This is a genomic window from Rhodanobacter sp. UC4443_H10, assembly GCF_052978325.1.
In genome coordinates this window covers 3,135,253-3,160,588 of the sequence record NZ_CM129668.1, presented here as the reverse complement: position 1 = coordinate 3,160,588, position 25,336 = coordinate 3,135,253, and the positions used below count along the sequence as shown (strand labels likewise).

The following is a 25,336-nucleotide window of genomic DNA, read 5'->3' as shown; positions in this document are numbered from 1 at the left end:
TAGAAAGGCCTATTCGGAACTGTCAACGAAAAGTTTCGTACTAACGTCCTTTGCGGCTGTCTCACCCGGGCGGCGCTACTCCCGCCAGATGACGGACGCGTGACTGAAGCAGTTCCACGATCAATCCCGCCACATCCACGCCGGTAGCGGCCTCGATCCCTTCCAAGCCGGGCGAGGCGTTGACCTCCAGCAGCAGCGGGCCGCGCCGGGAGCGCAGCAGGTCGACGCCGGCGATGCCCAGGCCCAGCGCGGCGGCGGCCTTGATCGCGAGGCGCTTCTCCTCCGCGCTCAGGTTCGCCGCCACCGCGCTGCCGCCGCGGTGCAGGTTGGCGCGGAAATCGCCCGGGCTGGCCTCGCGCTGCATCGCTGCAACCACTTTCCTGCCGACCACGAAGCAGCGGATGTCGCTCCCGTTCGCCTCGGCGATGAACTCCTGCACCAGGAAATTCGCGTACAGGCCACGGAACGCCTCGATCACGCTCTGCGAGCCGCTGCGCTTCTCCGCCAGCACCACGCCGGTGCCCTGGCTGCCTTCGTTGAGCTTGATCACGTGCGGCGGCTCGCCGAGCAGGGCCAGCACGTCGGCGGTGTCGTCCGGGTTGTCGCCGAACACGGTGACCGGCATGTCGATACCCTGCGCGGCGAGGATCTGCAGGCAGCGCAGCTTGTCGCGCGCGCGCAGCACCGCATCGGACGGGTTGGGCGTGTACACGCCCATCATCTCCAGCTGGCGCAGCACCGCGGTGCCGTAGAACGTGGTGGAGGTGCCGATGCGCGGAATCACCGCGTCAATGTCGCGCAGCGGCTTGCCGTTGTAGCGGATCGCCACCGCGCCGGGCGCGATGCGCACGTAGCAGCGCAGCGGATCGAGCACGCGCACCACGTGGCCGCGCTCGCGGGCCGCCTCGACCAGGCGCTTGGTCGAATACAGCCGGGTGTTGCGCGACAGGATGGCGATCTTCATGCGGGGCTCGCGACGTCCGTGGCGGGGGTCGGCCACGGCGAGGGTTGGGTATAGGAAAGCGAGGGGTCGACGACGAAACGCCCGGCCAGCGCGGTGCGCCCGAGCAGCAGCGGAAACAGCATATGGCGGCGATCGGTGAGGTTGATGTCAACAATGAAGCGCATCCCCGCCAGCTCCACCTCACTGCGGATGAACCAGCGCTCGGAGCGGCGCCCGCCGGTGTCGGTGACCATGCGCCGGTCCACGGCGCGGGCCTCGGCGTGCACCACCGGCGTGCGTCGCCCGGGATGCAGCGAGAAGCGCAGCCACACCTCGCCGTCGCGCCGGAACGGTTCCAGCGTGTCGACATGCAACGAGCTGCTGCGCGCCCCGGTATCGAGCTTGGCCTTGAGCCGCGCGATGCCCAACGCCGGCAGGGCGAGTCGCTCGCGCCAACCCAGGATCACCAGCCGTGCAGCGATCGGATCCGCCATGGTTCGAGACAGTTCGCAAATCGCGGGATCGGGGAGTGGAGCGGGTGAAGGGAATCGAACCCTCGTCAGTAGCTTGGGAAGCTACAGCTCTACCATTGAGCTACACCCGCCGGTGGGTCGGCGCATGGTAACCCGTGCGCCGCGTGCTTTGGAACTGCCGGCGCGGCCCAATGGCGGCTTAACCGCGAATGGCCGGCGGCTGAACCGGCAGTGGTCGCCGCGTCTGCGCCTAAGGTTGGCCTAACGTTGTCCATGCACATAATCCACACGCGACCGCCGATGCGCCCCCGCATCGGGCACCGGCGCCCACCGTTCACAGGGGAGACCGTCATGCGGATCTTGGCCAGACTGTTCGCTTCACCTTCGCGACATGCCGTGTTGCTCGCGCTCGGCCTGCTGCTCGCCGGCATCGGCGCCGCCCATGCGCAGACGGCCGCTGGCGACGACGGCTACGCGCCGCCGAGCCGGGTGGCGCGGCTGTCATGGTCCAGCGGCGACCTCGGCCTGCTGCCGGCCGGTGCCCGCGACTGGAGCGACGCCAGCGTCAACCGCCCGCTGACCACCGGCGACAAGCTCTCCAGCGGCGACGACGCGCGCGCCGAGCTGGAACTGGGCGGCGCCACGCTGCGGCTCGACCAGCGCACCGACATGGGCCTGCTCGACCTGGACGAGCAACTGGCGCAGATCGAACTGACCCAAGGCACGCTGAGCCTCAGTGTGCGCCAGCTCGAGCAGGGCCAGAGCTACGAGATCGACACGCCGACGGTGGCGCTGGTGATCGACCAGCCCGGCCGCGTACGCGTGGATATCGACCGCGGCGCCACGCGCGTCACCGTGTTCGACGGCAAGGCCACCGTGTACGGCGAGAACAACACGAAGCGCGACGTGTTCGCCGGGCGCAGCTACCGCTTCGTCGACTCCGACCTGGCCGCCATCGCGATCAGCGACATCGACGGCGGCGACGATTTCGACGCCTGGGTGGACCAGCGCGACCAGCGCTATGCGCAGTCGCGCAGCGGCCAGTACGTCTCGCCCGAGGTGGTCGGCTACCAGGACCTGGACCAGTACGGCGAATGGCAGGACGACAGCGACTACGGCGCCGTGTGGTATCCGAGCAACGTCGCCGTGGGCTGGGCACCGTACCGTGACGGCCACTGGGCCTACATCGCGCCGTGGGGCTGGACCTGGATCGACGCCATGCCCTGGGGCTACGCGCCGTACCACTACGGCCGCTGGGCGCACACCCATCGCGGCTGGGGCTGGATCCCCGGGCCGCGTTACGCGCGGCCGATCTACGCACCGGCACTGGTCGCCTTCATCGGCGGCGGCGGTTTCTCGGTGGGCATCGGCAGTGGTCCGGTCGGCTGGTTCCCGCTCGGCCCGGGCGAGGTCTACAACCCGTGGTACCGCTGCGATCGCGACTATTACCGCCGGGTCAACGTCAACAACATCCGCGTGACCCGACACATCACCCGCGTGATCGTCGACGATCGCGTCGCCAGCCATTACGACCGCTACCGCAACAACCGGCCATTCGACGAGCACTACGCCAACCGCTACGCGCCGCGAGGCATTACCGCGATGTCGGCACGCGAGTTTGCCGCCGGTGCCGGCGTGCAGCGCCACCAGGTCAAGCTCGATCCGGCCCGGCTGGCGTCGACCCGGGTGGCACCGCGTGGCGTCGACATGATCCGTCCGCTGCCGCGCAACGCGATCGACCAGCGCAGCGGGCACGTGCGCCAGCTGCCCACCGGCGGCTTCCAGCGCGAGGTGGTCGCCCGCCGCGCGCCGCCCATGGTGGCCGCCGAGCTCGCCCACCGGCCAGGCGACGGGCGAGTGCAGCCGCGACCGGTATCGAATGTGCGCGTGCTGAATCCCCGCCGCGCCGAGATGTCCGCGACGGCGGTTGCCGATCGGCCCCGGCTGCCGGCGCGCCGCGCGGACGACGCCGCCACGCTGCCGGTACCCGAGCGCGTGAACCGCGCCACGCCGATGCCGCGCGAGGAACTGCGCTCGGCACGCTACGCCCACCCGCAGGAGCGTCGGCGCGATGAATCGGCGGCGATGCCGCGACCCGGGGTCAGCTACATCAGCCCGGCCGCGCGCAGCGAACCCTCGCTGCCGCGGGTGGCGCCGATCCGCCGCGCCGATGCCGACGGGCAGGCCATGCCGGAACGCCGCGCCCGCATGCCGGAGTCGGTGGACAACCCGCCGCGCGCGCGCCCCGAGCCGCGCATCGAGCGTGCGCAGATGAGCCGCCCCAACTTCGAGCGTGAGCAACCGCGCGAAGTCGCCCGCCCGACCTTCAATCGCGAACAACCGCGCGAGATCGCCCGCCCGACCTTCAATCGCGAGCAACCGCGCGAGATCGCCCGCCCCACGTTCACGCGCGAGCAACCACGGCCGCAGCCGATGCAGCGACAAGCGCCGCCGCCCGCGCCGACACCGCGCTACACGCCGCCGCCGCGGCGCGAGGCGCCGCCGCCGGCGCGCGCCGACGCGCAACGCTTGCGGCAAGCCGACCCCCGCAAGGATCACCAGCGCTGAGCTGACCCGATGACGGCCACGACGGGCGATGGAAAGCCCGCCCGCGCCGACCTGCTAAAGTCTGCCGCCCGCGGCGGGCGCGCGCCTTCGCCCGCTCCTGCCGGCGACCTCGTGGCGCCGGCCACCTGCTGGCCCCTGGACCCTCGCATGACCGCTGGCGACACCGACAACCTGCCGGCGCACCTGCGCCGCATCCGCAGCTTCGTGCTGCGCGAGGGGCGCATGACCCCGGCGCAGCAGCGCGCCTTCGACACCTTGTGGTCGCGCTATGGCCTGGACTACGCCGGCACCCCGCGGGACCTGGACGCCAGCTTCGGCCGCCATGCGCCACGCGTGCTGGAAATCGGCTTCGGCAACGGCGAGGCGCTGGCCTGGGCCAGCGAGCACGACCCGGCGCGCGACTATCTCGGCGTGGAAGTGCACGGGCCCGGCGTCGGCCGCCTGATGAACGCACTGGCCGCGCGCGACGCCGACAACGTGCGCATCTACAAGCACGACGCGGTCGAGGTGCTGGAGCACGAAATCGCCCCCGCGACGCTGGCCGAGGCGCGCATCTGGTTCCCCGACCCCTGGCACAAGAAGCGCCATCACAAGCGCCGCCTGATCCAACCCGGATTCGTCGCCCTGCTCGCCTCGCGCATGGCCTCCGATGGCCTGCTGCACCTGGCCACCGACTGGCAGCCCTATGCCGAGCACATGCTGGAGGTGATGGAAGCCGCGCCCGGCTGGCGCAACGCCATCGCCCCCGGCGCATACGCCGACAAACCCGAGTGGCGCATCGAGACACACTTCGAACGGCGTGGCTTGAAGCTGGGGCACGGGGTGCGGGATCTGCTGTACCGAAAGGCTTGACCCCACCCCAACCCTCCCCTGCTTCGCGAGGGAGGAAGTGCAACAGGCGCGCCGGGATGCAGACGAGATCCGCGCTGTGGCCGGCCAGCGGATATTTGTTGTCAGCGGAACTCGTGGCCGGCCAGGTGGCGGCGGCGCAGGAAGTACCCAAGGCGGCACCCGGCGTCGGTGTTCCCAGCCTCCCTCTGCCAGCAGGGGGAGGAGCCAGAATCGGTACGCCCATGCCGCCGCGCCGCATCCTCCCTGTGCCGCTCTTGCCCTCCGATTCACCAGCTCGCGCGCGGGCCCGCTTATACTCAAGCGATCCATCCAGGGACGAATCGTCGCAGCGTGAAGCTTCCACTGCCATCGCCTGACCACTTGCGCGCGTCGCCCCCGCGAGACCTGCGCTGATGGGCCTGTCGCTCACCCCGGAAATGATCCTGGTGCTGGGCCTGGCGGGCTTCACCATGCTGATGCTGGTGCTGGACTGGATCCGCGCCGACATGGTGGCGCTGCTGGTGGTGGTGGCCATCGGCCTGATCGGGCTGATTCCCGCGGACAAGGTGTTCGACGGCTTCGCCGGCAACGCGGTGATCTCGATCATCGCCATCATGATCATGGGCGAAGGCCTGGATCGCGCCGGCGTGCTCACCTATACCGCGCGCGTCATGATGCGCATGGCCAACGGCGTGGAATCGCGCCTGAGCCTGGTCATCAACGTGGTGGCCAGCCTGTTCAGCGCGGTGATCCCCAGCCAGGCGCTGGCGGCCCTGATGATCCCCATCAGCAGCCGACTCGCCGCGCGCACCGGCGTACCCATCTCGCGGCTGCTGCTGCCGATGGCGTTCTGCATTTTCACCGCCACCAACACCACGTTGATCGCGAACTCGCCGCTGATCATCCTCAACGACCTGATCGCCAGCGCCAACCTCAACCTGCCGCCGGGCGCGCACACGATCCCCAAGTTCGGCCTGTTCAGTGTCACGCCGATAGGCCTGGTGCTGGCCGCGGTGGGCGTGGCCTATTTCTATTTCTTCGGACACAAGCTGTTGCCCGGGCACGAGGACGAACGCCTGAAGGTGACCCCCGGGCGCACCGAAAGCTACTTCGCCGAGACCTACGGCATCGGCGGCGAGACCGCCGAGCTCACCGTCACCGCGGAAAGCCCGCTGGTGGGCATGAGCATCGGCGAGGCCGAAGCGCTGCACCAGGCGCCATTGATCCTGGCGATCAAGAGCGGCAACGAGTCACGCATGGCGCCGCCGGCCGATCACGTGATCTGGGTCGGCTCGGTACTCGGCGTGCTCGGCCCGCGCGAGCAGTTGAACCGGTTCGCCAACAACCAGCTGTGCCGGCTGTCCACCCGCATGCGTCAGTTGGGCGAATTGTTCAACCCCACCCGCGCGGGCATTTCCGAAGTGGTGATTCCGCCGGTGTCGCGCTTCATCAAGCAGACCGTGGCCGACCTGCGCCTGCGCAAGCGCTTCGGCATCTCGGTGCTGGCGATCACCCGCGGCGACCAGGTGTTCCGCGACGACGTGCGCGGGGTCAGCCTGCGCGCCGGCGACACGGTGGTGCTGCACAGCAACTGGCGCGACCTGGCGCTGGCCGCCGAGGACAAGGACCTGGTCGTGGTCACCGACATCCCCAAGGAGGAGCAGCGCCCCGGCAAGATCTGGCAGGCGGTGGGTTTCTTCCTGATGGCGCAGGGGTTGGCGCTGTTCACTCCGCTCGACCTGTCGCTGTCGATGATGGCCGGTGCGATCGCGATGCTGCTGACCGGCGTGCTGAACATGGACGAGGCGTACAAGGCGATCAACTGGAAGACGATCTTCGTGGTCGCCTGCCTGATCCCGCTGGGCTGGTCGATGGACGCCACCGGCACCGCCGCCTGGCTTGCGCAGCTGGTGTTGACGCATCTTGGCGGCGTCGCCCCGTGGGTGCTGCAACTGTGCGTGGCGTTGCTCACCCTGCTCTTTGCCCAGGTGATGTCCAACGTGGGCGCCACCGTGATGATGGTGCCGGTGGCGATCAGCGTGGCGGTAGCCACCGGCGCCAATCCGGCGGCCTATGCGCTGATCGTGGCGGTGTCCTCCTCCAACACCTTCCTGATCAGCGCCGGCCACCCCGCGCTGATGATGGTCACCGGCCCCGGTGGCTACAAGGGCAAGGATTTCCTGCGCGTCGGCGCGCCGCTGACGGTTCTGATGCTGGTGGCGACGCTGCTGATGGTGAACCTGATGTTCCGCTGAGCAGCCGGGATTCGGGAGTCGGCGAACTTCAGGGCAGCGCGGCGGGATCGAGGCAGATGAAGCCGTCGACCACCCGCAGCGGCACGGCGCGCAGCGACTGGCCGCGGCAGGGACCACCGGTGCAAAGGCCGTCGGCCTGGTTGAACACCGCGCCGTGCACCGCGCAGATCAGGCTGGCGTTCTTCAGCAGGAACTTGCCCGGCGCGTAGTCGAGCCGGTTGCCGGCATGCGGACAGATGTTGAGATAGCCGTTGACCTGCTCGCCCCGGCGCAGCAGGATCAGGCTCTCCTCGCCATCGGCCAGCATCGCGTCCACCGCGGTGGCGCCGCCATCGGGTACCTGCTCCAGTGCGCATACGGCATGCGCCTGCGACGATCCGGTCTCGTTCACTGTATCCATCGGCACTTGCCTCGCGGTTCGCGAGGCCCCATCGTGGTAGCGTAAGTCGTTGATTTTACCACACGAGTTTTTAACACATGCGCCTCTACCTGCATTCCATGCGTCGCCCACGCCATCCGCTGGCGCGCTTCCTGTCGCTGCTGCTGGGTCTGGCCGTGATCGGCGTGCTGCTGGTGTTCGGCCTGGTGGTGGCCGGCGTGCTGCTGATCGGCGGCGTGATCGTGCTGGCGATTCGCCAGTGGAAGCAGGCGCAGGCACCCGCCGGCGTGCCGACCCAGGGCTCGGCGAAACCCCAGCCGGCGGTGCTGGAAGGCGAGTTCCGGGTGATCCGCCAGGGGCGTCCCGTCACGCATTGAGGCGCACGTGCGCGCTTACCCGCGGCACGGGGATAATGCGGCTCCCCCACCCGATCCTTCCCCATGTCCGAGATCCCCGCCTCCCTCGCGGCCGACGCGCCGCGCCGCCTGACCGATCCCCGCGTCCTGATCCCGCTGGGGTTGTTCGCGCTGTACGTGATCTGGGGTTCGACCTATCTGGGCATCCGTTTCGCGCTGGAAAGCTACCCGCCGTTCCTGCTCGCCGGCGTGCGCTTCCTCGGCGCCGGCATCGCGCTGTACGGCTTCCTGCGCTGGCGCGGGATGGCGCCGCCGACACCGCTGCAGTGGCGCAACGCGGCAATCACCGGCCTGCTGCTGCTCGGCATGGGCAACGGACTGGTGTGCTTCGCCGAAGAACGGGTGAGCTCGGGCATCGCCGCGGTGGCGGTGGCCAGCATGCCGCTGTTCGCGGCGCTGTTTTCCGGCATGTACGGCGAGTGGCCGCACCGGCGCGAGTCGATCGGCCTGGCGATCGGCTTCGCCGGCGTGATCGTGCTCAACCTGGGCAGCAGTCTGGCCGGCTCGTCGCTGGGCGCGGCCGCCCTGCTGCTGGCCGCGGCGGCATGGGCGTTCGGCTCGGTGTGGAGCCGACGCCAGACGATGCCGCCCGGCCCGATGAACACCGCCGCGCAGATGCTGTGCGCCAGCCTCGCCCTGCTCGTCGTGGGCTTCGCCAGTGGCGAACACCTGCCCGCACACCCGAGCACCCGCGCCACGCTGGCACTGGTCTACCTGTCGGTGTTCGGTTCGATCATCGCGTTCAGCGCCTACCTGTACGTGCTCAAGCACGCGCGCCCGGCGCTGGCCACCAGCTACGCCTACGTCAACCCGCCGGTGGCCGTGCTGTTCGGCGTGCTGCTGGCCGGCGAGCACGTGGGACCGTTCGACCTGGCCGGCATGGCGATCATCCTGGCCGGCGTGGCGGTGATCACGCTCGCCAGGACACGGCGCGTGGCGAAACCGTAGAAGCCCGCTCGCGGGCGATGCTCCTGCTCTGGCGAATCCCGAATCCCTGCCCCAAGAGCATCGCCCGCAAGCGGGCCCCTACCTCTGATGGTGCGCTCGACCATGGTCGGCTTGCCGGCACGGCTGCCGCGGCGCGACGATGACCCGACCACGGCGGAGAACGGCATGAACGCATCGCAAGACGGCTGGATGGCGCGCGCTGCCCTGCGCAGCGCGGCGTGGGCGGAGCGCTGGTTCCCTGATGCCTGGGTGTTCGCGGCGCTGGGCGTGGTGCTGGTGGCGCTGGCCGCGTTCGCATTCGGCGCCGCGCCCGTGGCCACGGTCAACGCCTTCGGCGACGGCTTCTGGAGCCTGATCCCGTTCACCATGCAGATGGCCTTCGTGGTGATCGGCGGCTACGTGCTGGCCACTGCGCCGGTGGTGGCGCGCTTCATCGACGTGCTGGCGCGCGCGCCGCGCACCGGACGCGGCGCGATCGTGTACGTCGCGTTTGTAAGCATGCTCGCGTCGCTGCTTTCCTGGGGTTTCTCGCTGGTGTTCGGCGGGCTGCTGGTGCGCGCGCTGGCGCGGCGCGACGAGCTGCACATGGATTACCGCGCGGCGGGTGCGGCCGCGTATCTCGGCCTGGGCGCGATCTGGGCGATGGGGTTGTCCTCGTCGGCGGCGCAGTTGCAGGCGAACCCGGCCAGCATGCCGCCGGGCCTGCTCGCGATCACCGGCGTGCTGCCCTTCAGCCAGACCATCTTCCTGTGGCAGTCGATCGTGCTGACCGCGGTGCTGATCGTGGTGTCGCTGCTGGTGTGCTGGTTCACCGCGCCGTCGGATGCGAACGCCCGCACCTCGAAGGATTTCGACATCGGCGAAAGCTCGACGCCCGCGTTGCCGCCGCGCACGCGCCCGGGCGAATGGCTGGAATACAGCCCGCTGCTGGCGCTGGCGATCGGCCTGCTGGGGCTGGGCTGGCTGGGCCACGAGTTCGCGACCAAGCCGGCGGTGACCGCGATCGCCAACCTCAATACCTACAACTTCCTGTTCCTGACCGCAGGGCTCCTGCTGCACTGGCGCCCGCGCAGCTTCCTCGACGCGGTGCATCGCGCCGTGCCGAGCACCGCCGGCGTGCTGATCCAGTTCCCGCTGTACGGCGGCATCGCCGCCCTGCTCACCCACGTGCCCGGCGCCGACGGCTCCACCCTGGCGCACCGGTTGTCGAACCTGTTCGTGCACATTGCCGGGCAGGAAAGCTTCCCCGCGGTGATGGGCGCGTACTCGGCGATCCTCGGCTTCTTCGTGCCCTCCGGTGGCGGCAAGTGGCTGGTCGAGGCGCCGTACGTGATGCAGGCGGCGAACGACCTGCACGTGCACCTGGGCTGGGCGGTGCAGGTATACAACGCGGCCGAGGCGCTGCCCAACCTGATAAACCCGTTCTGGATGCTGCCGCTGCTCGGCGTGCTGGGGCTGAAAGCGCGCGACGTGGTCGGCTACACCTTCGTGCAACTGGTGGTGCACGTGCCGCTGGTGCTGGGCATGCTGTGGCTGCTGGGCATGACGCTGGACTACGTGCCGCCGGTGATGCCGTAGCCGGCAGGGCGGGAGCGCGCCATGCGCTCCCGCCATCGACGCTATAGCTCGCGCAACGCCGTGGTCACCGGCAATCGCGCCGCGCGGACCGCGGGGAACAATCCGCCGATGAAGCCGATGGTAAGCGCCCACAACAGCCCGACCCACAGCAGTTCGGCGGAGACCTTGAGCTCGAAACTGAGCTTGCCGACCGAACCGGCCGCGAGTGTGGACGCGCTGTAGCCGTTGAACACCAGCCACGCCAGCAAGCCGCCGATCAGGCCGCCGAGCAGCGCAAGCAACATGGTTTCGAGCATCACCGCCACCACCACCGGCAGCCCGCGGAAGCCGATCGCCCGCAGCGTGGCGATCTCGCGCGCCCGTGCCGCGACCGCGGCGAACATGCAGTTGAGCGCACCGAAGATCGCGCCGATCGCCATGATCGAGCCGACCACGATGCCGATGATGGTCAGGAAGCTGCTCATGCCTTCGGACTGCTTGCTGAAATAGTCGAGCGTGGTGCTGACGTCCACCTTCAATTGCGGATTCGCTTCCAGCGTGGCCTTGAAGGCATCGAATGCGCCAGGATCGGCCAGCTTCACGGTGACCGATGCGCGGCTGCTGCCACGGCGGTAGGTATCGGCCACGACGCCGGCATCGCCCCACACTTCCGAATCCATCGAGTCGCCGGAAGCAAACACGCCGACCACGGTCCACAGCTGGCTGCCGAGACGGACCTGATGGCCTGGCTCCAGCCCGGCGAATTGCCGCGCGGCGCCCTTGCCGACGATGAGCTCGCGCATGCCTGGGGTGAACTTGCGGCCCTCGACGATCTTCAGGTTCGGCCGCACCGCCCAGGCCTGGTCGCTGACGCCGCGCAGTTGCACGCTGCCCTCTTCGTCCGGCTGGCCACCCTTGATCGGCAGGTTCGCGGCCACCACCAGCTCGGGCGAGGCGATCGGCTGGCCCTTGGCGTCCTTGGCGATGCCGGCGGTCTGCGGGATCAGCGTCACGCTGTCATGGTCGAGCACCGACATCACCTCGGAGGCGGATGCGCCGCGCATCACGATGGCCGTATCCGTGCTGCCGGTCTTGCTCAGCGTCTCGCGATAGCCATCGCTCATCGCCAGCAGCGCCACCAGCACCGCCACCACGCCGGCGATGCCGATCACGATCACCGACGACATGCCAAGCCGCTGGCGCAGCGTGCCGATGCCGACCGCGGTGACCGAGATGGCCTGCCTGCCCTGGCGGGCGAACAGCATCCACACGGCGAGCAACACGACCGAAAACACGGTGAGTGCGGAGAAAAACAACATCAGGGAATGCAGGAACATGGTCGTTCTCCTCAGCGGCCAGCCAATGCGTCGACGATGTTCAGGCGCATCGCGCGCATCGCGGGCAAGGCACCGACCAGCAGGCCGGCGGCGATCATCAACAACAAGCCGCGCAGCCAGATGCCGGCATCCACCGGCGCCATCGGAATCGCGCCGCCCATCGCCGCATGCACGCCACCGACCACCAGCATCGCCAGCGCCAGACCCAGCACGCCGCCGAGCAGCAACAGCAGCACCGACTCGGCCAGCACCATCGCCAGCACGCTGCGGCTGGAGAAGCCGATCGTCTTCAGCACCGCCAGTTCGGACGTCCGTTCGCGCACGGCCTGCATCATGGTGTTGCCCGACAGCAGCAGCAGGGTGAAGAACACCGCGCCCATGATCGAGGTGACGATCAGGCCGATATCGGCCAGCTGCTTCATCCACGATGCGGTGGCGGCGGCTTCGGTCTGCGTGCGCGTCTCGTGATCGGAGTTGGCCGAGATGGCATCGATCGCCTTGGCCACGCGATCAGCCTGGTTCACATCGGTGACGCGCGTGACGTACCAGCCAACCTGGCCGCGGTTGTATGGCGTGGTCTCGTCGAAATACTTCCAGTTCAGCAGGAACATCTGGTCGTAGAAGCCGCCGGACTTCTTGTCCTTCGAATGCAGGATGCCGACGATGTCGAAGGTCCAGTTCTTGCTGCCTTCATGGTTGGGAAAGATGGTCGACTGCATCGGGATCTTGTCGCCCACCTTCCAGTGGAACCGCTGGGCCAGTTTTTCGCCGACCAGCGCGCCGGTGCGGGTGGTTTCGAACGCCTTGCGCTCGGCCGGACTCACTTCCATCTCCGGATAGAGGTCGAGGTAGTTAGGTTCCACCGCGAAGCTGAAGACCTGGTTGTGCGGGTCCTGGTAGGCGCCGCCGAACCAGTTCGCATAGGTGACCATCTTCACGCCGGGCACCTGGGCGATCCGCGCCTCCAGCGACTGCGGCAGGGTCTGGATGAAGGACAGCCGCGAGCCGGTCTGCAGCCGCTCGGCGCCGTTGGCGCTGTTGCCGGCCTGGTCGAACCCGGTGCGCACGGCGTCAAGCATGCCGAACAGCAGGAACGCGGCAATGATCGACACCAGGGTGAGTATCGTGCGGGTCTTGCGCCGGAACAGCGCAGCCCAGATCAGATGAAAGTATTTCATCGCCGTCTCCTCACGCCGTGGCCTGTTCGACCAGGGTGCCCTTGTCCAGATGCAGCGTGTGGCTGGCGTATTCGGCGGCCTTCGGATCGTGCGTGACCATCACGATGGTCTTGCCGTGGTCGCGGTTGAGTTGCTGAAGCAGCCCCAGCACATCCTCGGCGGACTGGCGGTCGAGATCGCCGGTCGGCTCGTCGCAGACCAGCAGGGCCGGGTCGGAAACGATCGCGCGTGCGATCGCCACGCGCTGCTGCTGGCCACCGGACAATTCGCTCGGCTTGTGGCTGGCGCGGTCGGAGAGGCCGACCAGCTGCAGCGCGATGGCCGCGTTCTTCTTGCGCTGTGCGGCCGAAAGCTTCGTCAGCAGCAGCGGCAACTCGACGTTGCGCTGGGCCGAGAGCATCGGCATCAGGTTGTAGAACTGGAAGATGAAGCCCACGTTCGAGGCGCGCCATTTCGCCAGCGCGCCGCCGCCGAGCTGGTCGATGCGCTGGCCGCCCACGCGGATGCTGCCGGCGCTGGGCGTGTCGAGCCCGCCGATCAGGTTGAGCAAGGTGGTCTTGCCGGAGCCCGATGGCCCCATCAGCGCCAGGAAATCGCCTTCGGCGATGTCCAGGTTGACGTGGTGCAGCACTTCGACTTTCTGTTTGCCGCGCGTGTAGGTCTTGGCAAGGTCGTGGATCTCGATCAATGCGCCCATGGTGGATCTCCAGTGAACATGCTTGCAGGAGTTGTGAATCGAATTACGGCTTCTTCGTCTGGACGGCCGAGCCATCGTGCAGTTCGGCCGGCGGCGAAACCACCACGCTGTCGCCCGGCTTCACCGCGGCCGGCAACAGGCGGAACTCGCCATAGGCCTGCGCCACCGGGCTCACCGTGCGCTGGCGCACCGCCTCGCCGTCGACCACGAACACCACGCTGCGGCCATCGCGCTGTGCGACTGCAGTGGCCGGCACCAGCACGCCCTGCGGCAGCGGCGCGCTGGCGCCTTGTTTTTCTTCCAGGAATGACACCCGCGCGCCCATGTCCGGCACCACGCGCGCATCCTTCCTTTCCAGCGCCACGCGCACCTTTATGGTGGCCTTGCCACGATCCGCGGTGGGCACGATGGCGACCACGTGGGCAGGAATGCGCCAGTCCGGATACGCATCCAGCACCGCTTCGGCCGACATGCCCGGCTTCACGCGGCCGATGTGCGCCTCGTTGACGTCGACGTCGACCTCCAGCGAACCCATGTCGACGATGGTGCCCACGCCGGTGCGGGTGAAGCCGCCGCCGGCGGAAAGCGGCGAGATGATCTCGCCCACCTGCGCGTCCTTGGTGGTGACCACGCCGCTGAACGGCGCGCGTACCACGGTGTAGTCGAAGTTCACCTTCGCCACATGGGCCTGCGCGTCGGCGGACCTGGCCTGCTGCCGCTGCGAATCCAGCTGGGCACGCAGGCTGTCGACCTGGGTCTGTGCCTGTTCGGCACTCTGTTTCGACACCAGGCCGCGGGCGGCCAGCGACTGCAGCCGCGCCGCATCGTGCACGCTCTGCGCCAGCTGCGCCCGGTTCTGCGCGACCAGTGCATGGGCCGCGTCCGCCTGCGCCCGCGCGGCCGCCAGGTTGGCCTTGTAGCCGCTGTCGTCCAGCCGGGCCAGCACCTGGCCTTGCGTCACGTGATCGCCTTCCTCGATCAATACGGCGGTCAGCGTGCCGGTGATCTGCGCCGACACCGTGGCCTGCCGCCGCGCGGTGACGTAGCCGGTGGCCTGCAGCACCGCGCCGGCTTCGCTGTTGGCCGTGGGCGCGACCGCAGTGGCCGTCTGCACGGCCACCGCACGATGCCCGAGCAGCATCCAGCCCGCGCCACCGAGCAGCACCAGCACCGCAATCAGCCCTCCGGCGATCCATGGCCAGCGGCCACGACCATCACCATGGTCCTCGCGCTGGTGGCGTTCGATGCGCAGTTCTTTCAACAGTTCATCGTTATCCACATCCATCCCCGTTTTTTACGGCTGCCCAGTGACGACTTCCAGCATGGACGACGTGGCTGCGCCCTGCCATGGCACAGCATCAATCATCGTTGGTGACAGCTGTCACCTGCCACCGTGCCGAGACCGGCGCCATCAAGCATTGACGAACGAGGTCGGGTGGAATCGACACCCTGCAGGACTGTCGCAGCGGCCCTGCTGCGGTTCCCCCGCCATTGCGCCGCCCGGCTTTGCTACGCTTGCCGACATGAACTACATCCTTGCCGCACCCGCCATCCCCAGCCTGCCGGTCATCGGCAGCGACCAGCGCTTTCCGGTCCGCCGGGTGTTCTGCATCGGCCGCAACTACGCCGAGCATGCGCGCGAAATGGGTGCCACGGTGGACAAGGCCGCGCCGATGTTCTTCTGCAAGCCGGCCGATGCGGTGGTTGCCGACGGCGCCGACGTGCCCTACCCCACGGCGACCGCCGACCTGCACCACGAAGTGGAGATGGTGGTGGCGCTGGGCGCGGGCGGACGCGAGCTTGAACCGGCTGCCGCGGCCGCGCTGGTGTGGGGCTACGGCGTGGGGCTGGACCTGACCCGGCGCGACCTGCAGGCGCAGGCCAAGGCGAAAGGTCATCCGTGGGACGTAGCCAAGGCATTCGACCATTCCGCGCCGGTCTCCGCGCTGCGCCCGGCGGCGCAGGCGAGCGTCGACGCGGATACCGTGCTGCGCCTGCACGTCAACGACGAGCTGCGCCAGCAGGCGCGCCTGGGCGAGATGATCCACGACGTGCCGCACATCCTCGCCGCGCTGTCGCGGTTGTTCGAACTGAAACCCGGCGACCTGGTATTCACCGGCACGCCCGCCGGGGTGGCGGCGCTCCAGCGCGGCGACCGCTTTCACGCCGAGCTGGTCGGCGTGGCCGAACTGGCCGGACAGATCGTCTGAAACCGCGTTTCGCCGCCTGTCCTGCGCCCTCACGCTGCGCTAAAGTCCCCCCTGCCATCTGGCAAAACCCGGGGAGAAACGCATGAGCATGCTGCAGGAATTCAAGGCGTTCGCGATGCGCGGCAACGTGATGGACATGGCCGTCGGTATCGTCATCGGCGGTGCGTTCGGCAAGATCGTCAGCTCGCTGGTCAGCGACGTGATCATGCCGCCGATCGGCTGGATCACCGGCGGCATCGACTTCTCCAAACTGAAGTGGGTGATCAAGCCGGCCGACGACAGCGATCCGGCACACAAGATTGCCGAGGTGGCGATCAGCTACGGCAGCTTCATCAACACCATCATCACCTTCATCATCATCGCGTTCGCGATCTTCATGGTGATCAAGGCGATGAACCGCATGCAGAGGAAGCAGGAGGAGGCGCCCGCCGCGCCGCCGGCCGACGTCGCCCTGCTCGCCGAGATTCGCGACCTGCTGAAGAACAGACAGCCGTGACCCGCCGGCGGTAGCGGCCCTGGTCGCTGCCGCCGCCCATGACTTCTGGCCTAAGCACGACCCGGCCGCCACGCCATAATCGGGGTTTCCTCCGCGGAGTGCCCCGATGCGCCGTCTCCCCCTCACTTTGCTCGCTGCCGGCCTGCTGCTGGCCGGCGGCATCGCCAGCGCCGCCACCACGATTCCCGCCACGGCCGTAAAGACGGCCGAACAGTTGCGCGACCAGGCGCTGCACGACGGCACCGCCATGGCCGTGGTGACCTCGCTCACCACCGAGGTGGGGCCGCGCCTGGCCGGCAGCGGAGCCGACTTGCGCGCGCGCCAATGGGCGCTGGCGAAGTTCAGGGAGCTGGGCTTCGACAAGGTCTACAGCGAGCCGGTGACGTTTCCGCTGTGGCAGCGCCGCAGCGAGAGCGGTGCCATCGTGGCCCCGTTTCCGCAGCCGCTGGTGCTCACCGCACTGGGCTATTCGCCTGCCACGCCTGCGGGCGGACTCACCGCGCAGGTGGTGAAGTTCGACAGCCTCGACGCGCTCAAGGCGGCCGACCCGGCCAGCGTGAAGGACCGCATCGTCTACGTCGACTACCGCATGCATCGCCAGAAGGATGGCCACGACTACGGCATGGGCTCGGCCGTGCGCACCACTGGCGCGGTGATCGCCGCGGCCAAGGGCGCCGCCGGCTACCTGCTGCGCTCGGCCGGTACGGATGAGCACCAGCGCATCGCACACACCGGCGTCACCGGCTTCCGCGACCCGAAAGCCCGGGCGATTCCCGCCGCCGCGCTGTCCAACCCCGATGCCGACCAGCTCGATCGCGTGCTCGCCTACGGCAAGCCGGTGACGGTGCGGATGGATCTGGATTGCGGCATCGTCGGCGAATACACCGGCGCCAACGTGATCGGCGAGATCACCGGTCGCAAGCATCCGGACCAGGTAGTGGCCATCGGCGGCCATCTCGATTCGTGGGACCCGGGCACCGGCGCGATCGACGACGGCGCCGGCATCGCGATCACCATGGCCGCGGCCAAGCTGATCCGCGACCTGCCGCAGCGCCCCGACCGCACCATCCGCGTGATCGCCTTCGCCAACGAGGAAATGGGCCTGTGGGGCTCGCGCGCCTATGCGCAGAAGCATGCCGGCGAGGTGGCGAAGTTCCAGCTCGGTACCGATTCGGATTTCGGCGCTGGCCGGATCTGGCGCATGAGCGCCAGCGTGAAACCCGAGGCGCGCGGCGCGATCGCACAGATCGCCAGCGTGCTGGCGCCGCTGGGCGTGGCCTACGACGCCAGCCGCCCCGGCGGCGGCGGCTCGGACCTGTCGCAGATGCACGCCCGCGGCATGGCCGCGCTGAGCCTGACCCAGGACGGCACGCACTACTTCGACTGGCACCACACCGCCAACGACACGCTGGACAAGATCGACCCGGCCGACCTGGCGCAGAACGTGGCGGTCTACGCGGCGTGGGTCTACATGGCCGCCCAGGCCGACGGCAATTTCGGCTCGGCGCCTGGCGCGTTCGCAAAGGACGGCACCGGCGAGTGACGAAGCGTTCTGCCGCAGTTCCCTTGCGCCGGTGAGGCAACCGGCAGGGCCACCGCCGGACCATCACTGGCCCCGGCGGGCCTTCCGGTGTAAAAACGCGAACCATCGAGGCCGCCCGGCGAGGCGCGATGGACGCACTCATGCAGTTTCTCGTGCAGCGTGAGGACACCTTGCGTGGCATCGCGGGAGCGACTCGAGGCCAGCATCGTTACGAGGATGTCCGCCAACAGGCCTGGCTGGAGGCTCGAGAGCTCGCCGGCGAACGGGGCTGGGCACCTGACACCTTCCTCGATCCCGCCTTCCAAGAGCAGGTGATCCGGCGCCTGTGCCGCAAGCTGATCCATGCCGATCGCAAGTTCCGCTTCGCTACGCGACTCGATCACGGCCGCAGCGGCGAGGAACACTGCCACGCACTGGCTCTTCGTCTGGTCAGCGACGACGGACGCGATCCGCTGTCCGCACTGCTGGACGCCGAGGCAGCGGTGGACGAGCCGGACGAGGATCTGCTGCCATTCTCGCTGGCCCTCGCCTGGGCGATGCTGCTGCGTCGACACGACCAGCGCATGCGCACCGTCGCCACCCGATTGCTGATCTCCGTTTCCCACGCATACCACTGTTGCGCCAAGGCCCGCTGGATCGCGGCCCATCAGCATCCCATTCCGCTGGAATCGATTCCCGCGGACATTTCGCTGCGCTCGGGACCATGGCGACGGCAGCGTGCGGAGCGTGTTCCCCGCCAGCTGATCCTCGACTTCGACGATCGGCTGGATCTGGGGGATTCACTGCGCGCCGGATGAATCCGGATCGGGCATCAAGGGATCGAGGCGTTCCTGTTCCAACCGGACCGGTTGCCGCGCCAGCGCCTCCGCCACCGGTGCCCAGCCCGCTCGCGTCGCCCAATGCCGCATGGCGGTCAGCACCGATGGCGCCGGCACGTCGGCGGCACTCAGGATGGAGGCATCCAGCACGGTCGGCGACATCAGCCATGGACGCAACACCTGCCCCGTATCACGCGCGACGCCGGCCAGCACGGCCGCGATGCGGAAGCCGCCCTCGTCGATGTCGCCCCAGTGATAGACCGGCCACGCAGCGGGAAGCCCGCCGAGGATGCACGCGTAAGCCGCCCGCCACGCTGGCGAAGGCATGCCGCCGGTGTAGATCAGCAATCCACCGGCCGCGCCCGGCACACGCGTGGCGTCATGGAAACTGGCAAGGTTCTCGACCGTGAGCAGATAACGCGCCGGCGTCGTCACCGCGCGCACCGATTCGACCGGCAGGCCCAGGTAGGGGCGCACCAGCGGCAGCGTGGCGTCGGCCAGTTCCACCGAGCCGCTGCCGGCCAGCAGCATCGGCTGCGGTTCGCGGCGCAGGCCGATGGCCGACCACACTTCGTCCTTCGACAGGCCGCTGGCGGCCAGCTCACCGGTGGCCAGGATCTCCAGCCACGGCGTGAGCTTCTCCAGCTGCTTGCTGTCGCCGAACAGGCGCACGCTTTCGCGGCGCAGGATGCGCTCGTGGCCAGGGTCGTCCGCGCGGGCGGCGACCGCTTTCGCGGCACGCGCGAGCTCGGCGGCAGCTTCGGCGCCGCAGCTGCGCACCTTGCGGCCCTGGCGCCAGGCCTCGATCACGTCGACGATGACGGGGAAGCGCACGGTCCACGCGTCGAGCGTCTGCATGGCCGCGGCCACCTGTTCGTCCAGCAACGGCACGCCGAGGTGCCGCGCCAGCGCGGCAAGATCGGCCACGCCCAGCCGCAACAGCCGCGAGCCGTCGCCGCTGCGGCCTTCGCGCTGCGCAATCACTGCGCCTGCGCGTTCGGCCAGGGCGACCTCGGCGTGGAAACGCTCCAGCTCGTCCAATGAGCGCAGCGCCGCATACTCGGCGGCGCTCGTCATCGGCAACGAGACGTGCTCGTCGGCGCCGCGCAGGCGCGCGCTTTCGGCGCGGCGCAGCAGGCGTTCCAGTACCTGCCGCGCCGCGCTCACGTGGAAGCCTGCCCGCGGGCGATGCGAGCCGCCTCCTCGACCAGCAGCTCGGGATGCAGGTCGAACTGGTCGCTGAGCAGCAGCTCGCGCGCGGCTTTCTTCACCTCGGTACGTTCGGCCTGCAGCAAGTCGCCGTCGCGGAACAGCTCGATGTAGCTTTCCAGCACGCCGCTCAAGGTGCCCTGCGCGGTATCCGGCGCGGCCAGGATCAGTTGCAGGCCGAGCGAGCGCAGGTAGTCGACGGTGGCGCGGGCATTCTGCGCGTCGATCTTGTCGCCGAATTCATCGAGCAGGATCAGGCCGATGCCGCCCGGATGCGCCTCGCTCTTGCCGTAGGCCGCGGCCAGCGCGGCGCCGGCGATCACGTAAAGCGGGGCGCGATGCTCACCACCGGAGCCCGAGCGCATGCGTTCGCTGAGCGTGCCGATAACGTGCTCGTCCTGGCGGATCTGCACCTCGAAGCGGAAGAAGCGGCGGTAGTCATCCAGCGGCGAGGCTGCGGCGCGGGTGGCGGCGTTGTCCTCGATCAGCTCGCGGAACGCCGGTGGTACCTCGCCGGCGCTGCCGAAGAGATTGTCCTCGCCGCCGACGTCGGCCACCCGCTGGATGAAGCGGTGCAGCTCGCGGTACTCCGGCGCGACCTCGTAGTGAAACTGGTAGCGCTCGTTGTTGGAGAACGAGGGGCTGCTGCGCAGCGTGCGGTTGAGCGTGTTGATCTGGTACTTGAGCTTGCTGAAATTGTCGTACAGCGCAGAAGCGACGTTGGCGCGGAAGGTTTCAACCGCGGTGGCATAAGCCTGCTCGGCCTCGCCCTGATAGTTGGCCAGCTCGGTGTCACGCAGGTAGGCCAGCTCTTTCTGCAGCAGCGCGCGCGCCGGGCGCCATTGGTCGGGCGCGAAGTCCGTGGTGACGCCGTGGTCCCTGGCGTATTGCGACAGTGCGCTCCAGGCTTCGGGCAGCAGGCTGCGCAGCCGGGTGTCGCTTTCGGCGGCGCGCTCGCCGCAGCGGCGGCCGCGTTCTTCCAGGGTGGGAAATTTCGCATCCAGTTCCTCGCGCTGGCGCTCGACGCGGTTGTTGTCCACGTCCGGGGCGGCAAACGCTTCGACCGCGCGGCGGGCGACGATGTCTTCCTGGGCGCGCAGACCGTCGAGCAGTTTCTTCGCGTCGTCCAAGGCGCGCGCGGCCAGCGCCTCCTCGCCGATCAGGCGGTTGGCCTGCTTGCGCCATTCGAGCATGCGCTCGTGCAGTTCGCGCACCTGCTCGCCCAGGCGCAGCAGGTCCGGATCGAGCGTGGCCTGGCGGTTGTTCATCGCCGCGCGGTAGCGGTGTTCGACCTGGCGATGTTCCAGCACGCGGTCGTGCAGCGACTGCGCCGCCTCGTCGGGATTGGCCAGCCGCGCCAGGCCGCGCTGGCAGGCTTCGGCGCGGTCCAGTTCCGGCTTCAGCTGGCGCACGTCACGCTCGGCGGTTTCGATCTCCTCGCGCAGCACGCGCAGGCGCACGCGGTTGTCGGTGGCGCCGATCTTCATGTCGCCGGTGGCCGGCAGGCGCAGGCGTTCGATGCTGCCGCCCTTGGCGAGCAGGCCGTCGCGGGTCATACCCTGGCGGCTGCGGATCAGCTCGGCCTCGGTATCCATGCAGCGCAGCTCGCCCAGTTGGCGCCGCAGGAAAGCCAGCGCGTCGGCGTTGTCGCCGTCCAGCAGGGCGGCCACGCTGTCGCTGGCCGGCCGTTCGGCGCCGCGGCCACTGCGCGCCTGGCTGGAGAGCGCCAGCTTGACGCCGTAGACCGAGCGGCCGCCCTGCAGCGAGCGATACAGTTTCGTGGCACGTTCCTCGTCGGCCGCCGGAACCAGCAGCGCCTCGACGTTGCTGCGCAGGTAGGCCTCGATCACCGGCTGCCAGGCCGGGTCCTTCACCCGCACCAGGTCGCAAACCGGTTGCGCGTCGATGCCTTCGTCGCGCAGGTAGCTCATCAGGCGCACCGCGTCCGGGTGCAGTTCGGCCTGGCCGGCGGCGAGGCGCTTCTGGTTCTGGCGCGCGGCATCGAGCCGGGCCTGCGCTTCGTCGAAAGCGGCATGGCGCGCACGGGCATGGCCGTCCACGGCGTCGATCAGCGGCTTGGCCGCCAGCAGTGCGTGGCGCGCCTGCGCGTGCATCGGTTCGGCTTCCCATGGAAGCCCGGCGTCGGCAGGCAATGCCGCGAGCGTGGTGTACCAGTCGTTCCATCCGGTCTGTGCGTTGGCCAGCACGCCGGCATCCACGGTGGGCAGGCCCAGCTTGCGGATGTCCGCAAACTGGTCGCGGACGAAGCCGATCTCGCGCAGCAATTCCTTCTTCACCTGCGCCAGGCGGTCGCGGTCGCGCGCGGCCAGTTCGTCGAATTGCGACTGCTCGCCGTAGCCCTGGCTGCCTTGCAGGCGCGCGTTGGCCTGCGTGTGCGCTTCTTCGGCCGCTTGCTGTTCGAGGTTCGCTTCCAGCAAGGCGCGTTGGGTGGCCGCGAGTTTGTCGCCGGCGTGCTCGCAGGCCTGTTCGGCCTGGTCCGATTGCTCGGCCAGCAGGTCGCGCGCGTATTCGGCGGCCAGTGCGCGATACGACGCGGCGCGCATCGCCTGCGCGGCGATCCTGCCGTACTGCTGCTCGACGCCTTCGGCGGCGCCGATGCGCTGCACCACCTGCTCGATCTTTTCCTTGAGCTGGCGGAACGTGTCCAGCAGCGCGCGGAAGCGGGCGATGTCGGTGGGACGATCCTCGGCGACCAGGGTGCGCACGAACAGGTCGACGTCCTCGACCCGCTGCAGGTTCAGCGCATTCTGGAACGCCTTGCGGTAGGCGCTGACGTCCGGATGGGCGGTGGGCGCGGCACGCAGGCGGAACAGCAGATCCTTGACGAAACGCTCGCTGGTCGGGTGCAGCTCGGGCCTGCTGCCGGCATCGCGGCAACGGCGCAGGGCCAGTTCGCGGAACGCGGTCCATTCCAGCGGCAGTTCCCTGCCCTGGCTGCGCTCCAGATGATCGTCCAGTTCCAGCGCCACGCCGGGCAGCATGTACTGGCCGTAGATGCGGTGGTCCGGCTCGTCTTTCGAGGCGCCCAGTGCGATGCCGCACGTGAGCGGCACGCCGCTGTCCTGGTCGCGGAACACCAGCGTGATGTAGGTGGTGGCGGTGCGCCGCTTGCGGCCATCCTCGCCGCTGCGGTAGACGCCCAGGCAGTAGTCGCGGATGCTGCGTGCGCGGGCGCTACCGCCGGCCTGCGCGTTGAAGCGGATACGGCTGCGGTCGCCGCCCAGCAGCACGATCTGCAGGGCATCCAGCAGCGCGCTCTTGCCGGCGCCGTTGGGCGCGATGATCGCGCTGGTCGCATCCAGCATCAGCGTCTGCGCCTCGAACAGGAAGAACTGCACCAGGTGCACGCGCTCAAGCAGTTGCATCGTCGTCCTCCGTGGCTTCGTCGGCGTCGTCACCGGGTGCATCGTCGTCGCGGCTGTGCTGGTCCAGCCGCTGCAGCCATTGCTCGCCAACCACCTCGACGATGGCCGGGCGCGCGCGCAGGTGGAACGGCTGCGGGTCGTCGCGCTCGGACTCGACCAGCCGGCACACGCCCCAGCGCTTGAGCGTGCGGGCCAGCGCGCGCAGCGTGCCGACGTCGGGCATCGCCCGTCCGACCAGCGCCTGGTAGGCCTCCTGCAGCTCGGGCAGTTCCATCACTACCTCGCCCTGGTCCTCGATCTGTCCCTGCCGCGCGGCCTCGTCGTAGCGCTGGCGCAGCACCAGCAGCAACAGCGTCTCTTCCAGCGTCACCGGCGTGCCTTCGCCGTACGCGGGCATTGCCACCACGTAGCGGTAGTGCGCGTTGCGCTCCAGCCGGATGCCCAGCGGCGCCAGCGCGGCGAGGTAGTCGTCGAAGTGGTCCTCGATCAGGTGATAGGCCACGCGCGCGCCGCGGTCGCTGGCGTACAGCACCTGCTCGGTGACCAGGCGATAGGCGGCGCGCTCGAAATCCGACACGGCGTAGACGCCGTTGGACATCTGGCTCAGGGTGTTCCAGCTGCGTTTCATGCGGTTTTCCTCAGCCGGCTGATGATGAAGCGCGGCGCGCGCAGATAGTCGTTGTCGCCCGCTTCGCCGACGTCCAGCAGCTCGACGCGGAAGCCGCGCAGCAACCGCGCCAGCGGATCGTCGCGGCGCAGGCCGCCTGTACGGTGGCTGCGCAGGGCCAGGGTAAGCAGGGTCTGGTAGGCGCGCAGGTCCTCGATGGAGGTGATCGCCAGCTGCGCGGAATCGACGCTGCCGTCGGGCGGCAGGTGGCGGCCGACGTAGCGCGCCATGTCCTCGGCGTTTACCAGCCGCGCGCGCTTCATCCGCCGCAGCAGGCTCAGCCGCGCCAGTTGTTCGGGGGTGGGTTGCTGCACGGCGTTGGCACTGCGCGGGATCGGCTGCGGCTTGCGCCGCGGCGGGCGCAGTTGCGCGTCGTCCATCAACGCGCCGGGCGCCACGGGCAGGCGCAGCGCGTCTTCCGGCGCCTGCAGCACGCCGCGGCAGGCGCGGCGCAGCAGCACGTCGAGCTTGTCCGGCGCGCGCAGGCGGTAGTCGAGGAAGGCCAGCGCCCGACGGTTGGCCTGGCGGATGTCCTCGTCAAGGCGGCCCAGGTATTCGTCGATACGTTCCAGTTCGTAGAGCCGGCGCAAACTGCGTTGCAGGCGCGCCTCGGCACGTTCGGTATCGCCGCCCGCGAGGTGTTCGCGATACCAGCCAAGCATCGTCTCGCGCAGCGCGGTGCCCTCGACCTGCTGCGTCATCGAGAGGATCGCGCTGCGCCGCGCCAGTGGATGATCGGCCTTGTGCAGGTCGGCGTAGTCGCCAACGAAGAAGCTGGAGACGTAACGCTCGAACCACTGCCGCGCGAACTGTGCGGTGCTTTCCGCACGGCTCAGCTCCGGCATCAGGTCACGCACTTTCAGACTCATCGACGACAGCGACACCAGCAGCCGGCGCGCCTGGTCGGCTGCCTCATCCAGCGCGTCGCCGAAGGCCTTGCCCTCGACCACCTGCTGCAGCTGCAGCTCAATCGAACGCACCTTGGCCGAGACGAAGGTCGGCCCGTGCTCGGCAAACTCCACCAGGGTGGAGAGGAACTGCGACACCGCCGGCGTCATCGAGACCATCTCGCGCGCGCCGACGCGTTCCTGGCGCAGCCAGCCGGTGGAGCGGAAGCGTTCGTGAATGGCGTTGGCGCGATCGGTGAGCGAGGCGCCGGGTACGTCGCCTTCCTCGCTTTCCCAGGGATCGTCAGTGAGCAGATAGTTCTCAAGAGCGGCGGTGATCTCGCGGCGCTGGAAGCCGATGCTCGGCGGCAGCGGCGCGTCCGGGCCGAAGAACTGCTCGAACAGCCGGCACAGCAATTCCCAGTAGCGCTCGCGATTGGCGGCGGCCAGCGGAGCGAACAGGCTGGGGGGCAGCACCGCGAACAGCGGCGGCGTGGCTGGGGTGGTCAAGCGGAGCTCCGTCCGGATGTCATCAACC

General features: G+C 69.0%; 21 protein-coding genes and 1 tRNA gene. 10 read left to right on the top strand and 12 right to left on the bottom strand.

Features of this window, described 5'->3' with window-relative positions; translation table 11 throughout:
- Positions 1-61: 61 nt before the first annotated feature.
- The 3 genes from rimK to ACVCMB_RS14295 form a co-directional block, all read right to left on the bottom strand.
- Positions 62-964 (bottom strand): 30S ribosomal protein S6--L-glutamate ligase, encoded by a 903-nt coding sequence (gene rimK, locus ACVCMB_RS14305; protein WP_447105456.1) that lies wholly within the window; start codon positions 962-964, stop codon positions 62-64.
- A complete protein-coding gene (locus ACVCMB_RS14300) occupies positions 961-1,437 on the bottom strand; it encodes an ATP-dependent zinc protease family protein (protein WP_395116057.1) in 477 nt (158 codons plus the stop codon). The genes rimK and ACVCMB_RS14300 overlap by 4 nt, the downstream gene beginning before the upstream one ends.
- Before the next feature lie 36 nt (positions 1,438-1,473).
- Positions 1,474-1,547, bottom strand: a tRNA-Gly gene (locus ACVCMB_RS14295).
- Positions 1,548-1,812: 265 nt separating this feature from the next.
- Here ACVCMB_RS14295 and ACVCMB_RS14290 point away from each other — a divergent pair.
- From ACVCMB_RS14290 to ACVCMB_RS14280, 3 genes are all read left to right on the top strand, one after another.
- Positions 1,813-3,984: a DUF6600 domain-containing protein gene (locus ACVCMB_RS14290; RefSeq protein WP_447105455.1), complete on the top strand. Its 2,172-nt coding sequence runs from the start codon at positions 1,813-1,815 to the stop codon at positions 3,982-3,984.
- 147 nt (positions 3,985-4,131) lie between these two features.
- Positions 4,132-4,836, top strand: coding sequence for a tRNA (guanosine(46)-N7)-methyltransferase TrmB (trmB, locus tag ACVCMB_RS14285; RefSeq protein WP_447097403.1), 705 nt, complete (start codon positions 4,132-4,134; stop codon positions 4,834-4,836).
- Positions 4,837-5,228: 392 nt separating this feature from the next.
- Complete coding sequence (locus tag ACVCMB_RS14280) at positions 5,229-7,070, top strand: SLC13 family permease (protein ID WP_395116033.1); 1,842 nt, start codon at positions 5,229-5,231, stop codon at positions 7,068-7,070.
- 28 nt (positions 7,071-7,098) lie between these two features.
- On the opposite strand, the gene ACVCMB_RS14275 is transcribed toward ACVCMB_RS14280, so the two are convergent.
- Complete coding sequence (locus ACVCMB_RS14275; RefSeq protein WP_395116031.1) at positions 7,099-7,470, bottom strand: Rieske (2Fe-2S) protein; 372 nt, start codon at positions 7,468-7,470, stop codon at positions 7,099-7,101.
- Between the two features lie 77 nt (positions 7,471-7,547).
- On the opposite strand from ACVCMB_RS14275, the gene ACVCMB_RS14270 reads away from it, so the two are divergent.
- The 3 genes from ACVCMB_RS14270 (at position 7,548) to ACVCMB_RS14260 (ending at position 10,391) form a co-directional block, all read left to right on the top strand.
- Positions 7,548-7,826: a hypothetical protein gene (locus tag ACVCMB_RS14270; RefSeq protein ID WP_395116029.1), complete on the top strand. Its 279-nt coding sequence runs from the start codon at positions 7,548-7,550 to the stop codon at positions 7,824-7,826.
- A gap of 63 nt (positions 7,827-7,889) precedes the next feature.
- Entirely contained in the window at positions 7,890-8,813 is a 924-nt protein-coding gene (gene yedA / locus ACVCMB_RS14265; RefSeq protein ID WP_447105454.1) for a drug/metabolite exporter YedA, read from the top strand.
- 189 nt (positions 8,814-9,002) lie between these two features.
- Positions 9,003-10,391 (top strand): short-chain fatty acid transporter, encoded by a 1,389-nt coding sequence (locus tag ACVCMB_RS14260; protein WP_447107179.1) that lies wholly within the window; start codon positions 9,003-9,005, stop codon positions 10,389-10,391.
- A 41-nt stretch (positions 10,392-10,432) separates the two neighbouring features.
- Here ACVCMB_RS14260 and ACVCMB_RS14255 read toward each other — a convergent pair whose 3' ends face one another.
- Genes ACVCMB_RS14255 through ACVCMB_RS14240 form a run of 4 tightly spaced genes read right to left on the bottom strand, consistent with a single transcriptional unit; the run spans position 10,433 to position 14,867 of the window.
- On the bottom strand, positions 10,433-11,707 hold the full coding sequence (locus ACVCMB_RS14255; RefSeq protein WP_395116025.1) for an ABC transporter permease: 1,275 nt from the start codon (positions 11,705-11,707) through the stop codon (positions 10,433-10,435).
- Between the two features lie 11 nt (positions 11,708-11,718).
- A complete protein-coding gene (locus tag ACVCMB_RS14250) occupies positions 11,719-12,885 on the bottom strand; it encodes an ABC transporter permease (protein ID WP_395116023.1) in 1,167 nt (388 codons plus the stop codon).
- 10 nt (positions 12,886-12,895) lie between these two features.
- Positions 12,896-13,582 carry an ABC transporter ATP-binding protein gene (locus ACVCMB_RS14245; protein ID WP_447105453.1) on the bottom strand — a complete coding sequence of 229 codons (687 nt, stop codon included), beginning with the start codon at positions 13,580-13,582 and terminating at the stop codon, positions 12,896-12,898.
- Positions 13,583-13,625: 43 nt separating this feature from the next.
- A complete protein-coding gene (locus ACVCMB_RS14240; RefSeq protein ID WP_447105452.1) occupies positions 13,626-14,867 on the bottom strand; it encodes an efflux RND transporter periplasmic adaptor subunit in 1,242 nt (413 codons plus the stop codon).
- 238 nt (positions 14,868-15,105) lie between these two features.
- On the opposite strand from ACVCMB_RS14240, the gene ACVCMB_RS14235 reads away from it, so the two are divergent.
- The 4 genes from ACVCMB_RS14235 (at position 15,106) to ACVCMB_RS14220 (ending at position 18,628) form a co-directional block, all read left to right on the top strand.
- On the top strand, positions 15,106-15,792 hold the full coding sequence (locus tag ACVCMB_RS14235) for a fumarylacetoacetate hydrolase family protein (RefSeq protein WP_395116017.1): 687 nt from the start codon (positions 15,106-15,108) through the stop codon (positions 15,790-15,792).
- Between the two features lie 82 nt (positions 15,793-15,874).
- Positions 15,875-16,288 (top strand): large-conductance mechanosensitive channel protein MscL, encoded by a 414-nt coding sequence (gene mscL / locus ACVCMB_RS14230; RefSeq protein WP_447105451.1) that lies wholly within the window; start codon positions 15,875-15,877, stop codon positions 16,286-16,288.
- Between the two features lie 106 nt (positions 16,289-16,394).
- On the top strand, positions 16,395-17,831 hold the full coding sequence (locus tag ACVCMB_RS14225; protein ID WP_447105450.1) for a M20/M25/M40 family metallo-hydrolase: 1,437 nt from the start codon (positions 16,395-16,397) through the stop codon (positions 17,829-17,831).
- Between the two features lie 140 nt (positions 17,832-17,971).
- A complete protein-coding gene (locus tag ACVCMB_RS14220; RefSeq protein ID WP_447110570.1) occupies positions 17,972-18,628 on the top strand; it encodes a hypothetical protein in 657 nt (218 codons plus the stop codon).
- Here ACVCMB_RS14220 and ACVCMB_RS14215 read toward each other — a convergent pair.
- Genes ACVCMB_RS14215 through ACVCMB_RS14200 form a run of 4 tightly spaced genes read right to left on the bottom strand, consistent with a single transcriptional unit; the run spans position 18,611 to position 25,308 of the window.
- Positions 18,611-19,816 carry a Wadjet anti-phage system protein JetD domain-containing protein gene (locus ACVCMB_RS14215; protein WP_447105448.1) on the bottom strand — a complete coding sequence of 402 codons (1,206 nt, stop codon included), beginning with the start codon at positions 19,814-19,816 and terminating at the stop codon, positions 18,611-18,613. The two genes, ACVCMB_RS14220 and ACVCMB_RS14215, sit on opposite strands and share 18 nt — an antisense overlap.
- Positions 19,813-23,244 carry an SbcC/MukB-like Walker B domain-containing protein gene (locus ACVCMB_RS14210; protein ID WP_447105447.1) on the bottom strand — a complete coding sequence of 1,144 codons (3,432 nt, stop codon included), beginning with the start codon at positions 23,242-23,244 and terminating at the stop codon, positions 19,813-19,815. Before ACVCMB_RS14210 ends, ACVCMB_RS14215 begins: the two co-directional genes overlap by 4 nt.
- A complete protein-coding gene (locus ACVCMB_RS14205; RefSeq protein WP_447105446.1) occupies positions 23,231-23,872 on the bottom strand; it encodes a DUF4194 domain-containing protein in 642 nt (213 codons plus the stop codon). The genes ACVCMB_RS14210 and ACVCMB_RS14205 overlap by 14 nt, the downstream gene beginning before the upstream one ends.
- The gene (locus ACVCMB_RS14200) at positions 23,869-25,308 is read right to left on the bottom strand and encodes a Wadjet anti-phage system protein JetA family protein (RefSeq protein WP_447105445.1); all 1,440 of its coding nucleotides are present in this window, start codon (positions 25,306-25,308) and stop codon (positions 23,869-23,871) included. Before ACVCMB_RS14200 ends, ACVCMB_RS14205 begins: the two co-directional genes overlap by 4 nt.
- Positions 25,309-25,336: the final 28 nt, after the last annotated feature.